This window comes from Methylocystis sp. JAN1, assembly GCF_052186135.1.
Taxonomy (GTDB): Bacteria; Pseudomonadota; Alphaproteobacteria; order Rhizobiales; family Beijerinckiaceae; genus Methylocystis.
The window spans coordinates 596,086-611,158 of sequence record NZ_CP181499.1 but is presented as its reverse complement, the minus strand read 5'-3'; the positions used below and the strand labels follow the sequence as shown (position 1 = coordinate 611,158).

The 15,073-nt window shown below is 63.4% G+C and carries 15 protein-coding genes; 13 read left to right on the top strand and 2 right to left on the bottom strand.

What is annotated here, in order from left to right; all coding sequences use genetic code 11:
- The first annotated feature begins 595 nt into the window (after nucleotides 1-595).
- The 5 genes from ACNHKD_RS02885 to rlxS all read left to right on the top strand — a co-directional run bounded on the left by ACNHKD_RS02885 (nucleotide 596) and on the right by rlxS (nucleotide 4,785).
- Complete coding sequence (locus tag ACNHKD_RS02885) at nucleotides 596-934, top strand: DUF736 domain-containing protein (RefSeq protein ID WP_442755625.1); 339 nt, start codon at nucleotides 596-598, stop codon at nucleotides 932-934.
- A 187-nt stretch (nucleotides 935-1,121) separates the two neighbouring features.
- On the top strand, nucleotides 1,122-1,364 hold the full coding sequence (locus ACNHKD_RS02880) for a helix-turn-helix transcriptional regulator (protein WP_442755624.1): 243 nt from the start codon (nucleotides 1,122-1,124) through the stop codon (nucleotides 1,362-1,364).
- On the top strand, nucleotides 1,361-1,867 hold the full coding sequence (gene traF, locus ACNHKD_RS02875; RefSeq protein ID WP_442755623.1) for a conjugative transfer signal peptidase TraF: 507 nt from the start codon (nucleotides 1,361-1,363) through the stop codon (nucleotides 1,865-1,867). The genes ACNHKD_RS02880 and traF overlap by 4 nt, the downstream gene beginning before the upstream one ends.
- Nucleotides 1,855-2,517, top strand: a complete 663-nt coding sequence (locus ACNHKD_RS02870; RefSeq protein WP_442755622.1) for a lytic transglycosylase domain-containing protein — start codon at nucleotides 1,855-1,857, stop codon at nucleotides 2,515-2,517. The genes traF and ACNHKD_RS02870 overlap by 13 nt, the downstream gene beginning before the upstream one ends.
- A gap of 300 nt (nucleotides 2,518-2,817) precedes the next feature.
- Entirely contained in the window at nucleotides 2,818-4,785 is a 1,968-nt protein-coding gene (gene rlxS / locus ACNHKD_RS02865; protein ID WP_442755621.1) for a relaxase/mobilization nuclease RlxS, read from the top strand.
- A gap of 26 nt (nucleotides 4,786-4,811) precedes the next feature.
- Here the strand turns inward: rlxS and ACNHKD_RS02860 are convergent, their stop codons facing one another.
- Nucleotides 4,812-4,994, bottom strand: coding sequence for a hypothetical protein (locus ACNHKD_RS02860; protein ID WP_442755620.1), 183 nt, complete (start codon nucleotides 4,992-4,994; stop codon nucleotides 4,812-4,814).
- Between the two features lie 181 nt (nucleotides 4,995-5,175).
- Between ACNHKD_RS02860 and ACNHKD_RS02855 the strand changes: the two genes are divergently transcribed.
- Nucleotides 5,176-5,934 (top strand): hypothetical protein, encoded by a 759-nt coding sequence (locus ACNHKD_RS02855; protein ID WP_442755619.1) that lies wholly within the window; start codon nucleotides 5,176-5,178, stop codon nucleotides 5,932-5,934.
- 27 nt (nucleotides 5,935-5,961) lie between these two features.
- Here the strand turns inward: ACNHKD_RS02855 and ACNHKD_RS02850 are convergent.
- Nucleotides 5,962-7,109, bottom strand: a protein-coding gene (locus tag ACNHKD_RS02850) for an IS3 family transposase (RefSeq protein WP_442755618.1) whose coding sequence is annotated in 2 segments (ribosomal slippage) — nucleotides 5,962-6,860 and nucleotides 6,860-7,109 — 1,149 coding nt in all. Because the reading frame shifts where the segments join, the coding sequence is not laid out codon by codon here.
- 681 nt (nucleotides 7,110-7,790) lie between these two features.
- Here ACNHKD_RS02850 and ACNHKD_RS02845 point away from each other — a divergent pair.
- The 7 genes from ACNHKD_RS02845 to trbJ all read left to right on the top strand — a co-directional run bounded on the left by ACNHKD_RS02845 (nucleotide 7,791) and on the right by trbJ (nucleotide 15,061).
- Entirely contained in the window at nucleotides 7,791-9,824 is a 2,034-nt protein-coding gene (locus ACNHKD_RS02845; RefSeq protein WP_442755617.1) for a conjugal transfer protein TraG, read from the top strand.
- Nucleotides 9,825-9,940: 116 nt separating this feature from the next.
- On the top strand, nucleotides 9,941-10,351 hold the full coding sequence (locus ACNHKD_RS02840; RefSeq protein ID WP_442755616.1) for a CopG family transcriptional regulator: 411 nt from the start codon (nucleotides 9,941-9,943) through the stop codon (nucleotides 10,349-10,351).
- Nucleotides 10,348-11,316: a P-type conjugative transfer ATPase TrbB gene (gene trbB / locus ACNHKD_RS02835; RefSeq protein ID WP_442755615.1), complete on the top strand. Its 969-nt coding sequence runs from the start codon at nucleotides 10,348-10,350 to the stop codon at nucleotides 11,314-11,316. The genes ACNHKD_RS02840 and trbB overlap by 4 nt, the downstream gene beginning before the upstream one ends.
- Nucleotides 11,317-11,329: 13 nt before the next feature.
- On the top strand, nucleotides 11,330-11,638 hold the full coding sequence (locus ACNHKD_RS02830; protein ID WP_442755614.1) for a TrbC/VirB2 family protein: 309 nt from the start codon (nucleotides 11,330-11,332) through the stop codon (nucleotides 11,636-11,638).
- Nucleotides 11,638-11,907 (top strand): VirB3 family type IV secretion system protein, encoded by a 270-nt coding sequence (locus tag ACNHKD_RS02825; RefSeq protein ID WP_442755613.1) that lies wholly within the window; start codon nucleotides 11,638-11,640, stop codon nucleotides 11,905-11,907. Before ACNHKD_RS02830 ends, ACNHKD_RS02825 begins: the two co-directional genes overlap by 1 nt.
- Nucleotides 11,901-14,333 (top strand): conjugal transfer protein TrbE, encoded by a 2,433-nt coding sequence (gene trbE / locus ACNHKD_RS02820; protein ID WP_442756823.1) that lies wholly within the window; start codon nucleotides 11,901-11,903, stop codon nucleotides 14,331-14,333. The genes ACNHKD_RS02825 and trbE overlap by 7 nt, the downstream gene beginning before the upstream one ends.
- Nucleotides 14,330-15,061, top strand: coding sequence for a P-type conjugative transfer protein TrbJ (gene trbJ / locus ACNHKD_RS02815; RefSeq protein WP_442755612.1), 732 nt, complete (start codon nucleotides 14,330-14,332; stop codon nucleotides 15,059-15,061). Before trbE ends, trbJ begins: the two co-directional genes overlap by 4 nt.
- Nucleotides 15,062-15,073 lie beyond the last annotated feature (12 nt).

Here is a 15,073-nt window from a genome sequence, read left to right as displayed (position 1 = left end):
CGACCTTGTCAAAAAGAGCATTGGTTGCAACGACGTGGGGCCGTTGCGCGTCGAACGTGATGTGCGTGACGTTTGCCGCAATCTTCCGCCTTGCAAATCTGGCGCGTCGCCTCCTGCTTCCCATCGGCAATTCAGCGCGTCGAGTGCATTGTTTTGGACCCCCATCCATCCGCAGAGCCGATGCGGATGTGCATCGTTAATTCGGGCTTTGAGCGGCTCGGAAAACGCTACGTACGCGCAGAGGAAAACGCTGGGGTGAACACGCCATACATCTCCTTTCTCGCACGCGTCAGGGACCATTCCCCGCTTGTCTCTCGAAGGCTTAAGCCCGCCGCGCCCGCTTCCAACCCTCGTTTCGAAAAAATTTCCCCGCCTCCCGGATCGCCCCATCGCGCAAGGCGCGACGCGGCCCCGATCCGCTCGGCTTCCTCGCGACCGTTCGCTTCGCTCACTCCCAAATTTTTCCGCCTCTCGGGTCCTCCGCTTCGCTTCGGCCCTTCGCCTGCGGCGGCGGGTGAAAGCGCGCGCTGTGGCGGGCTTTTCGCCCGAGCCATCGCAGGGATGGTCCCTGCGACGAAAGCGAAGGAGACTTCAAATGGCTATCACCCTCGGCGCCTTCACCAAGCTCGCGGACGGCAGCTTCACCGGCACGCTCAAGACCCTCAACGTCACGGCCGCCCTCACCATCGTCCCCGTGACGAAGGCCTCCGAAAACGCGCCCGACCATCGCGTCTTCGCCGGCAATGGGCAGCGCTACGAGGTCGGCGCCGGCTGGAGCCAGGTCGCGAAATCGAGCGGCGAGACCTACCTCAACCTCAAGATCGGCGCGCCGGAATTCGGCCCTAACTGGGTCCGCGCCCGCCTCGTCAAGCTCGAAACGCCGACCGACGACGGCGTCACCCACATCGCCCTCTGGGAGCCGCGGGACCGGTAATCCGGTCCCTTCCCAAAGCCCCGCCGCGGGAAGGCCCGCGACGGGGCTTTCGCGCGTTCTCGTCGTTCGCGGCGCGGGGGATCGTTTTTCGACCCTCCCCCTTTTCGAGCGTGCTAGAGCGCGCTCATCGCCGCCATCCTCGGCCCATCTGCGGCGGATTTCGCCGCTATGCGCGAGGCTCACGACGATGGACGACGACGAAATCACGCGCGCCGCCAAGGCGAAGCGCGGCAGCCCGTTTCTCAATACGGCGCAGGCCGCGTTCTACATCGGCTTGTCGCGCCGCACGCTCGAAAAGATGCGCCTCACCGGCGCCGGTCCGCGCTTTCGAAAGCACGGACGATACGTCCGCTATCACATCGACGATCTCGACGCCTGGTCGCTCGGCGAGCGGAAGAAATCGGCCTCCGAGGAAGGGGACGAGCGATGAGAAAGCGCGCCGTTTCCATCCTTGGCGCCGCCGTTTCCGGCCTTGCCCTGATCGGCTTTTCCACCTTCGCGGACATCGCGCCGAGACTCGTCTGGAACGTCTCGGCAAGCGCGCCAATAGGCCTTTATCGCGTCGCTTCTGGCGACGCGCGGCGCGGCGATCTCGTTCTCGTCCGCCCGCCGAATGAGATCGCCCAGCTCGCCGCCGAGCGCGGCTATCTGTCTCTCGGCGTCCCGCTCGTCAAACGCATCGCGGCGCTCTCGGGCGACGATGTTTGCGTCTTCAAAGACGCCGTCATCGTCAACGGAAAGGTCTTCGCCCGCCGTCTCGAAAAGGACGGCGTGGGCCGATTGCTTCCCCGCTGGCATGGCTGCCGCGAGCTCGCCAGCGGCGAAGTATTCCTGCTCATGGACACCGTCCCCGATTCCTTCGACAGCCGCTATTTCGGGCCGGTTTCCTCCGCCAATGTCATCGGGAGGCTCGTTCCGCTATGGACCGAATGAGCCTTCTCTTCGTCGCGGCGGCGAGCGCCATCGTCGCCCCCGCCGAGGCTGTAGTCGCTGAACGTTGGCAGGCGCATATCGCCGAAGCGTCGCAGCGGTTCGGCGTTCCGGAGGCTTGGATTCGCGCCGTCATCGACGCCGAGAGCAAGGGCGATCCGCGCGCGGTTTCTCCCAAAGGCGCGATGGGGCTCATGCAGCTCATGCCCGCCACATGGGAGGAATTGCGCGCGCAGCATAAACTCGGCGCCGATCCGTTCGAACCGCGCGCGAATATTCTCGCCGGGGCGGCCTATCTCAAATCCATGCGCGAGCGCTTCGGCTATCCGGGCCTCTTCGCCGCCTATAACGCCGGACCGGCGCGTTACGAGGAGCATCTGCGCACCGGTAAGCCGCTTCCAGAAGAGACGCGCGCTTATCTTGCCGGGCTCGAAAAAGCGCTGTCGAACGCGTCCAGGCCGCCTGTCGTTTTCGCCTCCCGAGGCGCGACCTCCCGCGCGTCTGGCGCAGGAAAATCGCCTCGACTCGACGCGAAAACGCGCTTGTTTTTTCCGCTTTCGACGGCGGGAAACGACTCCAAGGATGACAAATACGATGCGCCGCTCAGCGAGCTTTTCGTGCCGCTTTCGACGCGAAAACCGAGCGAAAATTGAGCCTACAAATGCATCGGCGCCGTTCGATTGCCGACGTGATTTTCGCCGAATTCCACGCCGGACGCCGCTGCTTCGCGCCCGCAGCCCCACCCCCCATCGGAGCATGAAAGCGCAAATGGTCGCGGTAGAACGCAGGAAGCTGAGGAACGCCGCGAAAGGCCGCGAAAGGCAAGATAAAGGTCGGCCTCCTCGTCGCGGCTATCCTTCTGTCTGCACATCCGTTTTTTTGGAGGCCGACAACTCCGCCGGAGGCTTGTTCCCGCAAGTCATTGATTTCGCAACGCCGCACAAGAGGCAGACATGACGGACGACGATTTCGAGCCACGACTTGGAAGAATCCGTTCGCACGGCTCGAAACGCGACAAGCGTTATGCCCATCAGCTGCGCGCGGCGATCAACCGCGCGGGCGGGAAGCAGACGCGCAAGCCCGGTTCTACTCTCAGCCGCATCGGGCGCGGCGGCGCCATAGGCGCGGCGCTCGCCAGTCGCGACCGCCTCAAAGCTCTCCGCCAGCGCCGCGTCGTGGTCAAGGCGCGCATTGTCAAACTCGCCGGAAAGGGGATGGATGGGGCGCGGGCGCACCTGCGCTATATCCAGCGCGACGGCGTGACCCGCGAGGGGGAGCGCGGCGAACTTTACGCGGCGGATCGGGACCGGACCGAAGGGAAGGCATTCCTGGAAAGAAGCAATGGGGACCGACACCAGTTCCGCTTCATCGTCGCGCCGGAGGACGGCGCCGAATACGACGACCTCAGGCCGCTCACCCGCCGGCTGATGGCGCAGATGGAGGAAGACCTCGGGACGCGCCTCGACTGGTTGGCGGTCGATCATTTCAACACCGGCCATCCGCACACGCATATCATGCTTCGCGGCAAGGACGAGCAGGGCGCCGATCTCGTCCTCGCACGTGATTATATCTCGAACGGCATTCGCGAACGCGCCGCCGAACTCGTCAGCCTCGACCTCGGCCCGCGCACGGACAGAGAGATCGAGGTTCGACTGCGCGACGAGATGGAGCAGGAGCGCCTCACCAGCCTCGACCGGCGACTGCTGCGCATGCGGGACGACAATGGCGTCGTGCTACCGTCGGAGCGCGACGCCTTCCGGCACACGCTCCTCGCCGGCCGCCTGAAGAAACTGGAGCGCCTCGGGCTCGCCGAAGAGCTGCGACCTGGCCAATGGCGGCTCGCCGACGATCTGGAAGACACTTTGCGGCGGATGGGCGTGCGCGGCGACATCATCAAGACGATGCATCGCGAAATGACCGAGAAAGGCGTCAACCGCAGCGCCGCCGACTATGCGATCCACGATCCCTCGGCGCCCGGCGCCGCGCCGATCGTCGGGCGCGTCGTCGCGCGCGGGCTTTCCGACGAACTTCGCGACCGCCATTATCTCATCGTCGACGGCATGGACGGGAAGGTCCATCACATCGACATCGGCAAGGGCGAGGCGGTGGAGCCGACGCCCGAGGGCGCCATTGTGCGCGTGGCGCCGAAGCGGCCCGAGCCGCGGCAGGCAGACCGGACCATCGCCGAAATCGCCGCCGCAAACGGCGGACGCTACAGCGTCGACATTCATTTGAAACACGATCCGCGCGCCACAGAAAGTTTCGCCGAGACTCATGTGCGCCGGCTCGAGGCCATTCGCCGCGCAACGGGCGCCGTCACGCGCGAACCGGACGGCTCATGGATCATCGCGCCCGATCATCTCGCTCGCGTGGCGGAATACGAACGCCAACAGGCCAGAACGGCGCCGGCGGTCGTCGAGACGCTTTCCAGCCTTCCATTGGAGCGACAGATCCGCGCCGACGGCGCGACCTGGCTCGACCGCGAACTCGTCGCCGATAATCCCGAGTCCCTGGGCCCCTCGGGATTCGGCCGCGACGTGCGGGAGGCCATGGAGCGCCGCCGGCAATGGCTGATCGCCGAGGACCTCGCTCACGAAGACCAAGACCGCGTCGTCTATCGCGCCAACATGCTCGCCATTTTGCGCCGGCGCGAACTCGCCCGCGTCGCCGGCCAGCTCTCCGACGAACTCGGCCTCCCCTATGTCGAGACGCATCCCGGTGAGCCCATCGAAGGAACGCTTCGCCGCTCCCTCGAACTTACGAGCGGAAAATACGCCGTCATCGAAAAATCCCGCGAGTTCACGCTCGTCCCCTGGCGCACGGTCATGGACCGTCACATCGGCCAGCAGGTCTCTGGCGTCATGCGCGAGGGTGGCGTCTCATGGACCATTGGGCGGCAGCGGGGAATTGCGATCTCATGATACACAAGCCGCAGACAGTGCGACGGTTAAAAAATCGAACCGTAACCCTTGCAATTTTTCCGACCTGTTACCACCTCAGCTTCGCCCTCGGGAATTGGCCAGAGGGTTGGACTGTTGAGACTGTCAAGTCTGATCTGGATCACGGGCGGCAGGATGCCGAAGTGCATCGCCACCGTCGCGACCAGGACAGATGAGACGAACTTGAGCATGGCTCGAGTCTCCTCGGTTACATTATACCGCCAAGCGTTCTTTAGACCCGCACTGGCTACGTTTAGTCGAGACGCTGAGCAGAGTCCGGTGGATGGCGGCGTGCGTTCGGGGGACGTCTGGAGCATTCCGGGGCTCAGGGTCAGGGCCAGTCCCCCGAACTCTGCGATATTGAGAAGGCATATGGCTCCGGAATGGTTTAAGCGGAGAGGATATCGTCACTTCGATCGGCCGGTCTGCGAGGAATTTGCAAGAAAAGCTGCAAATCCAAAATTCGTGGCAAGGCATCCCTTCTCTCCGCTCCTTCACTACTCGAAGGAGGAGAAACGCTACAAGCGCAGCGAGCGCAAAACCATTTTCAAGAAGCGACCAATCAAATTCGCCTCTCACCGTGACGCGTGTATACTCGCGTATTATTCGAGTTTGTTGGGACAAAGGCTCGAAGAATTCTATATGACCCACGGACTGAATGACAACGTGATCGCTTACCGCGCTTTAGGGAAAGCTAATTACGATTTCTCCGCTGAGGCGTATGCCTTTGCCAAGACGCGTTCTCCTGTCGCGATATTGGCCTTCGATGTCTCAGGTTTCTTTGATAATCTAGATCATGCCTTGCTCAAGGGGCGCTTAAAGCGCATCTTGGATGTCGAAACGCTGACTGACGATTGGTTCTGCGTATTTCGGTCCGTCACTCGCTTTTGTTATGTAGACCTGAATGATTTGAAAACGCACCCAACCTTTGCGCTGCGTCTCGAGGAGAAAACACAGACCCCAATCGCGACCATCGCCGAATTGAAGGCAGAAGGCATCGTATTCCGCTCAAATCCTACCCCGGGCAAAGGCATCCCGCAGGGAACGCCGATCAGCGCGACACTGTCCAATCTCTACATGATCGATTTCGATATAGCCGCGCGTGCCTATTGCGAGCGTATCGATGCATGAGCTGCGTCCGGTTTCGTGGACAGCCCGTTAAGCTAATCCCAGCTTGCGTTCGAACTCAACCGGGCTGAGGTAGCCGATGGTCGAATGGCGCCGGACGGGATTGTAGAAGCGCTCGATGTAATCGAACACGTCGGCTCTGGCGTCATCGCGCGTGCGGTAGACTTTTTTGCCGATGCGCTCGGTCTTCATCGAAGAGAAAAACGACTCCATCGCCGCATTGTCCCAGACGTTTCCGGAACGGCTCATCGAACAGATGACGCCATTGCATTCGAGCAGCTTTTGGAACTGTTCGCTCGTATATTGGCTGCCCTGATCCGAATGATGCAGCAAGGCGTCCGGCCTGCCGCGCCGCCAGATCGCCATCAGCAAAGCGTCCGCCACGAGTTGCGCCGTCATCCCCGCCTTCATCGACCAGCCGACGACGCGGCGCGAGAACAAATCGATCACCGCAGCGACATGAAGCCAGCCCTCCGCCGTCCAAATATAGGTGAAGTCGGCGATCCATTTCTGGTTGGGACGCTCTGCCGTAAACTGCCGATCGAGCGCATTCGGCGCGACCGCCGCGCGCTGGCCGTCGTCCTTCGGCAAGCCGCGTCGCCTGGGACGCGCACGCAAAGCGTTCTCCCGCATCAACCGCTCGATCTTGTGCAGGCCGCAGGACACCCCTTCGGCGAGCACATCCCGCCACACCCGTCGCGCGCCATAGGCTCTGTCGCTGGCGACGAAACTGGCGCGGATCTTTTGCGTCAGCTCCGCGTCGAGCCGCGCCCGTTCGCTTGGCCCGCGCCGCAAAAAGGCGTGAAAGCCCGAACGGGAGACATCCAGCGCTTCGCACAGCCACGCCACCGGCCAGATATGTCGGTGCTTCGCAATGAAAGCGAACCTCATTTCGCTTCCCTCGCAAAGAAGGCTGCGGCCTTTTTTAGGATGTCGCGCTCCGCCCGCAGCTTGGCGACTTCGCGCTTCAGCTTTTCGATCTCGAGCTGTTCGGGTTTCATTTGCCCGTGGCCCGGAAAAGCCTGCGCCGGATCGGCGGACAACTCCTTCATCCAGCGCCGTAACATGTTTTCATGCAGATCAAGATCGCGCGACGCCTGCGCCACGCTCACCCCCCGCTCCTTGACCAGCCGAACAGCCTCGACTTTGAACTCCCGACTAAACTGACGCCGCCCCATGCTCCACCTCCGGCTTCATCAAACACCTTTTCTCGGTGTCCACGAAACCGGACGCAGCTCAGCACTGTATCGCCGATACTCGGACGACATTCTGGTTATCTGTAGACCTGAATATGCGGCAGCAGCTGAGGAGGAGATTGCTCGATTGATGAATTCGGAGAAGCTCGTATTGAGCGAGGGAAAAACTGAGCGCACGGTATTCGATCTCTCCTCTTCGACATCTACGACGACGCGCGCAGCGCAATATCTAGGATTTACCTTTGGGAGGGATGCAGCTGCGATCAGGGCCAGTTCTCTGTCTCGGCAATGGCGCAAAATGCGCCGGGCCGTTAAACGAATTCGGAAAGTGGCGGAATCAGAGATTGCCACAGGGCGGGCAACCAAGGCATATACCAAGCGATTACGACGGAGATTCACCGCGTTACAATTCCGAAATTTTTCGTCCTACGCCAGACGCAGCGCTTCCGCTTTCGGCCCCCACGAAAACATCACGCGGCAGGTGCAGCGGTTCGAACGTGAAGCGGAGCGACAAATCGTAGACTTGAACAATACCGCTTCTCGTAATTCATTTTGCTGATCTCCGGGAAAGTGGTCGCGTCGGAACGTACACAAAGGTCATAAGCGTTTCCGCCCTTCCGCCTCATGCTCGTTCCGTTTGCCTTTACCAACGGAACGGCGCCCATGACTCCCACCAAGCTACTGATCGGCCAGATCGCCGTCGTCTTCGCCATCGTCATCCTCGGCGTCTGGGCGGCGACGCAATGGTGCGCCGACATGCTCGGCTATCAGCCGCAATTGGGCGCGCCGTGGTTCGTCGTGCTCGGCTGGCCGGTCTATGAGCCGTGGAAACTGTTCGACTGGTGGTATCACTACGAAGCCTATGCGCCCGAGATTTTCGACAAGGCCGGGATGCTGGCGGGCGCGAGCGGCTTCATGGGCTGTGCGGCGGCGATAATCGGCTCGCTGTGGCGGGCGCGGCAGAGCCGGCTCGTTACCACCTATGGCTCCTCGCGCTGGGCGACGAGGCGCGAGATCGGCAAGGCCGGCCTCTTTCGCCCGGCCGGCGTCTTTCTCGGCCGGCTGAAGGATCGATATTTGCGTCATGACGGACCGGAGCACGTCATGGCCTTCGCGCCGACTCGAAGCGGCAAGGGCGTCGGCCTCGTCGTGCCGACGCTGTTGTCCTGGACCGGTTCGGCGGTCATTCACGACATCAAGGGCGAGAACTGGCAATTGACGGCGGGCTGGCGCTCCAAATTCTCGCATTGCCTGCTGTTCAATCCGACCGATCCGCGCTCCGCCCGCTATAATCCGCTGCTCGAAGTGCGCAAGGGCCCGGACGAAGTGCGCGACGTCCAGAATATCGCTGATATTCTCGTCGATCCGGAAGGAGCGCTGGAGCGGCGCAATCACTGGGAGAAGACGAGCCATTCGCTGCTCGTCGGCGCGATTTTGCATGTGCTCTACGCCGAGGAGGAGAAGACGCTCGCGCGCGTCGCGACATTTCTGTCCGACCCGCAAAGGAGTTTCGCCCATACGTTGCGGCGGATGATGGCGACGAATCATCTCGGCTCGCCGGAGCATCCGAGAGTTCATCCCGTCGTCGCCTCGGCCGCGCGCGAGGTGCTGAACAAATCCGAGAACGAACGGAGCGGCGTCCTCTCCACCGCCATGTCGTTTCTCGGCCTCTACCGCGATCCGACGGTGGCGGCGACCACATCCGTCTGCGACTGGCGCATCGCCGATCTGATGGACGCCGAGCGGCCGGTGTCGCTCTATCTCGTCATTCCGCCCTCGGATATTTCCCGCACCAAGCCGCTGGTGCGCCTCGTGCTGAACCAGATCGGGCGGCGGCTGACGGAGCGGCTGGAGGGCGATCCGAAAAAGGGCCGCAAGCATCAACTTCTCATGATGCTCGACGAATTCCCCGCGCTGGGGCGGCTCGACTTTTTCGAAACGGCGCTCGCCTTCATGGCCGGCTACGGCATTCGCGCCTATCTCATTGCGCAGTCGCTCAACCAGATCTCCAAGGCCTATGGCGAAAACAACGCCATTCTCGACAATTGCCATGTGCGCATCGCCTTTTCGTCGAACGACGAGCGCACGGCCAAGCGCATTTCCGACGCGCTCGGCACGGCGACGGAGCTGCGGGCGCAGCGCAACTACGCCGGCCACCGGCTGGCGCCGTGGCTGTCGCATGTCATGGTGTCGCGCCAGGAAACCGCCCGCCCGCTGCTGACGCCGGGCGAAGTGATGCAACTGCCGACGGTCGACGAACTGGTTCTCGTCTCCGGCCTGCTGCCGATCCGGGCGAAAAAGCTCAAATATTACGAGGACGCAAACTTCACCGAGCGCGTTTTGCCCGCGCCGCCGCTTGGCGATGGCCCCTATGCGGATCGACCGGCGCCGCGCGCAGACGACTGGAGCGGCCAGGTGCGTGGGACGGATGAGCGCCTGATGCCGTCCGACGAAGAGGATCCGCGTTCAATGCTTCTCGACGAAGGCGGGCCGCAGCAGCAGCGTCATCCGGGCCTTGCCGAAGACGACGCAATGGCGGCGAAAGAGCCGGAGCAACAGGACTTCTTCGCCTTGGCCGAGGACGACGGAGATTCGGCCGCCGACAAGAAGATGATCGATGCGGTTTCCACCGCCGCGCGCGTCTACGGCGTCAACGAAAGCGTCGATTCCCACGACGACATCCTGCCGGGCTTTTGACGAAGCCGCATTCGGGCGCAGTCGAGCGTACATAAGGGCCGTAACGGATTTCGGCCCTTTGCCCGATGCTTGTTCCAGACAGAGCGCCGCGACGGCGCGACGCTGGAACAGGCGCCATGAAGGCCGAAAGAATCCGCCACCAATTCCTGCTCGAGCCGGCGCTGAGCGACAAGCTCGAAGCGCTCGCGCGGCGTCCCGGGGCCACAAAGTCAGAAATCGTCGCCAAGGCGATCGAAGCCTTCATCGAGCGGCGCGGCGAGAACGAGCTCGACCAGCGCTACGCCAGGAGGCTCGACCGGATTTCCCGCGAGATCGAGCATGTGCGGCGCGACGTCGACGTCGTCATCGAGAGCCTCGCGCTCTTCATCCGCTTCTCCATCACGCTCAACGCCCATACGCCCGCGCCCGACAAGGCGACGCAGGCGATCGCGCAAGAGCGCTTTCAAAAATTCGTCGAGCAGGTCGGCCGGCAGATCGCAGGCGGCAAGAGATCGCTCGGACCGAAGGGCGAGGAGGACGGCCAATGACGATCAACGCGCAAGCCGAGGAACGGCGGCGCGCCATGCTGCGCACCGCCATGGGACAGGCGATCGCCATGGCCCTCGCCGACGCCGCCGTCGTCGAAGTCATGGTCAATCCGGACGGGGCGTTACGCCTCGATATGCTGGGGCACGGACGCGTCGACACGGGCGTGCGCATCATGCCCGCCGAGGTCGAACGCATCATCCGCCTCGTCGCTTCGCACATGCGCATCGAGGCGCATGCGGACAACCCCATCGTCAGCGCCGAGCTCCCCACTGGCGAGCGGTTCGAAGGGCTGCTGCCGCCGGTAGCGCTCGCCCCCTGTTTTTCGATCCGCAAGCCCGCGGCGAAAATCTATACGCTCGCGGATTATGTTGCCGACGGCGTCATGACGCCGATCGAGGCGGCGGCGCTGAAAAAGGCCGTCCGCAACCGCTGCAACATTCTCATCGCCGGCGGCACGTCGTCGGGCAAGACGACGCTCGCCAATGCGCTTCTTTCAGAGATCGCCGAATGCGACGAGCGCGTGATCCTCATCGAGGACACGCGCGAACTGCAATGCGCCGCCAGGGATTGCGTCAGTCTGCGCACGCGGCGCGGCGTCGTCACGCTCGCCGATCTCGTGCGCTCGACGCTGAGGCTTCGCCCCGACCGCATTATCGTCGGCGAAGTGCGCGGGGCCGAGGCGCTCGACATGCTCAAGGCGTGGAATACCGGCCATCCGGGCGGCGTCGCCACCGTGCACGCCAATTCCGCGCGGGCGGCGCTCTATCGCATCGAGCAACTCTGTCAGGAAGCCGTCGCGAGAGCGCCGCGGCGCCTGATCGCGGACGCCATCGACATCGTCGTTTTCATCGCCGGACGCGGCTCGGCGCGCCGCCTCGAAACGATCGTCGAGGTCACTGGCCTCGACGCAAACGGCGACTACGCCGTCGCCGCGCTCACCCCTGCCCGTTTGCAAGCTCTCTAGACGAGGAATCATCATGCGCAAAAAGCTTCTGCTTCTGTCATCCGCCGCCGCTTCCCTTTTGCTCGCGGCGCCCGCCCATGCGGCGGGCTCCGGCATGCCCTGGGAAGAGCCGCTGCAGAAGATTCTCGATTCGGTGCAAGGGCCGGTCGCCAAGATCATTGCGGTGATCATCATCATCGTCACCGGCCTCACGCTCGCTTTCGGCGAAACCGCTGGCGGCTTCCGGCGGCTCATTCAGATCGTCTTCGGCCTTTCCATCGCCTTCGCGGCGAGTTCGTTCTTCTTGTCCTTCTTCTCCTTCGGCGGCGGGGCGCTTCTTTGATGGCTGCATCCCGTCACATCGAAGGGTTCGAAATTCCCGTCCATCGGGCGCTCGCCGAGCCGATTCTTTTGGGCGGCGCGCCGCGTGCGGTCGCCATCGTCAACGGCACGATCGCCGCCGCCATTGGCCTCGGGCTCCAGCAATGGGTCGCGGGGCTCGTCCTTTTCGTCGCCGGCCATACGCTCGCGGCCTTCGCGGCGAAGCGCGATCCGGACTTCATGCCCGTCATTGTCCGACACCTACGGCAAACGGGGTGGTGGTCGTGCTAAATCTCTCCGAATATCGCCGGCGCGCCGACCGCCTCGCCGATCTTCTGCCCTGGGCGGCGCTCGTCGCACCGGGCGTCGTTCTCAACAAAGACGGCGGCTTCCAGCGCACGTTCCGCTTTCGGGGCCCCGACCTCGAAAGCGCCACGCAAGCGGAGCTCGTCGGCGTTTGCGCCCGCGCCAATAACGCGTTGCGGCAACTCGGCTCCGGCTGGGCGCTGTTTTTCGAGGCCGAGCGGGTCGCGGCGCAGCTTTATCCGCGCTCCTATTTTCCCGATCCCGCCTCCTGGCTTGTCGACGCGGAGCGGCGCGCAGCCTTCGAGGGCAAGATCGCCCATTTCGAAAGCCGCTACCATCTGACGCTCCTCTTTCTCCCGCCGCCCGATGCGCAAATGCGCGCGGAGAGCGCCTTTCTCGACGCGGGCCGGAAGGGGGAAGGCCGGAACTGGCGCCAGGAGCTTGCGGGCTTCCTGGACGAGACCGACCGGCTGCTCGATTTGCTCTCGGGCTTCCTGCCCGAGATCCGCGCGCTCGACGACGCCGAGACGCTCGCCTTTCTCCACGGAACCATTTCGGCGAAGCGTCACCCGGTCGCCGTCCCGGAAACGCCGATGTATCTCGACGGCGTGCTCGTCGATACGCCGCTCACGGGCGGATTCGAGCCGATGCTGGGCGAGACGCATATGCGCACGCTCACCATCCTCGGCTTTCCCAATCTGACGCGCCCCGGCGTCCTCGACGCGCTGAACCATCTGGATTTCCCATATCGCTGGGTGACGCGCTTTCTGCCGCTCGACAAGACGTTAGCCGTCAAGACGCTCACGACGCTGCGCCGCCATTGGTTCGCCAAGCGCAAGTCCATTACCGCGATCCTGCGCGAAGTGCTCTATAACGAGCCGGTTCAACTCCTCGATTCCGACGCCGAAAACAAAGTGGCGGACGCCGATCTCGCCCTGCAGGCTTTGGGCGGCGACCACGTCGGCTTCGGCTATCTCACCACGACCGTCACCGTCTGGGACGAAGATCGCGAAAACGCCGAAGCCAAGTTACGCGCCGTGGAGCGCGTCGTCAACGGCCTCGGCTTCGCCTCGATCCGCGAGAGCGCCAATGCGGTCGAAGCCTGGCTCGGCTCCCTGCCGGGGCACGTTTACGCCAATGTCCGCCAGCCGCTCGTCCACACGCTCAATCTCGCCCATCTCATGCCGCTCTCCTCGGTCTGGGCGGGGCCGGATGGCGACGCGCATCTCGGCGGGCCGCCGCTGCTCTATGCCGAAACCAGCGGCTCGACGCCGTTCAGGCTGTCGGTCCATGTCGGCGATGTCGGCCATATGCTCGTCGTCGGCCCGACCGGCGCCGGAAAATCCGTGCTTTTAGCGCTGATGGCGCTGCAGTTCCGGCGCTATGACGCCTCCCAGGTCTATATTTTCGACAAGGGCAATTCGGCGCGAGCGGCCGTTCTGTCCATGGGCGGCGCTCATCATGCGCTCGGCGCCGACGCTTCGCTCGCCTTCCAGCCGTTACGCGACATCGACGATCTCGCGACGCGCAGTTGGGCGACCGAATGGGTCTGCAATCTGCTCGCCCACGAGAAGGTCGCCGTCACGCCGGAAGTCAAGGAAGCCGTCTGGTCGGCGCTTTCCAATCTCGCCACTGCGCCGCTCGACGAGCGCACGCTCACCGGTCTTTCCGTCCTCATCCAGTCGAACGCGCTCAAATCGGCGCTCATGCCCTACACGCTCGACGGACCCTTCGGCCGTCTGCTCGACGCCGCCGAGAGTCCTCTCGCGCTCGCCGACGTCCAATGTTTCGAGATGGAGGAGCTGATGCACGAGCAGGGCGTCGTCCTGCCGGTGCTGACCTATCTCTTCCATCGGCTCGAAGAACGCTTCGATGGGCGCCCGACGCTGCTGATTTTGGACGAAGCCTGGGTCTTTCTCGACAATCCCCTGTTCGCCGCGCGCATCCGCGAATGGCTCAAAGTTCTGCGCAAGCGCAATGTCTCCGTCGTCTTCGCCACGCAGTCGCTCGCCGACATCGCCGAGAGCGCAATCGCGCCGGCGATCGTCGAAAGCTGTCCGCAGCGCATTTTCCTCCCTAACGATCGCGCCATCGAGCCGCAGGCGCGGGCGATCTACGAGCGCTTCGGGCTGAACGAGCGGCAGATCGAATTGATCGCCCGCGCGACGCCAAAGCGCCACTACTACCTGCAATCGCGGCGCGGAAACCGTCTGTTCGAGCTCAATCTCGGTCCCATCGCGCTCGCCTTCTGCGGCGCGTCGGACCCGGCCGCGCAAAGGCTCATCGACGCGGTTCTCGCCGAACGCGGCGAAGAGACCTTCGCCGCCGAATTCTTGAAGGCGCGCGGCCTCGATTGGGCGGCCGAGCTTGTTGGCGATTTTTTCAACCCTTCGACGGAGGATTTTCAATGAAGCGCAAACGGCTTGTCGCTTGCTCCCTTTCCGCCGCTCTTTCCATCACTCTTGGCGCCGCGCTCGTCCCGCCGCACGCCGCGGCGCAATGGGTGGTCTTCGATCCCTCCAACTACGCGCAAAACGTGCTCACGGCGGCGCGCGCCCTGGAGCAGATCAACAACCAGATCAAATCGCTCCAGAACGAAGCGGCCATGCTGGAGAATATGGCCAAGCACCTGCGACGCCTCGATTTTTCCTCGCTCGGGCAGATGAATGCGGCGCTCGGCCGGATCGACGCTCTGATGAGCCAGGCCGATGGATTGAGCTTCGACGTCACGCGCCTCGAGTCGCAATGGCGCGCGCAATATCCATCCTCGTACGATGCGACCCTCACCACAAGCGACCTGGCGCGTGCCGCCCGTCAGCGCTGGCAAGACGCCATGAGCGCCTTTCGCGACACGATGCGCGTGCAGTCGCAGATCGTCGAGAATGTGCGCGGCGACCAGCAGCTTCTTAGCGATCTCGTCAACCAGAGCCAGGGCGCCGTCGGCAGCCTGCAGGCTAACCAAGCGATGAACCAGCTCGTCGCGCTTTCCACGAAGCAGCAGATGCAAATCCAGAATCTGATGGCGGCGCATTATCGCGCGCAGGCCGAAGACGCCGCGCGCAAGGCGCAATCCGAGGAAGCCGCGCGCGAGACCACGAAGCGGTTTCTCGGGACCGGCAAAGCCTATTCGGGAAATTGATTTCGCGGCGAC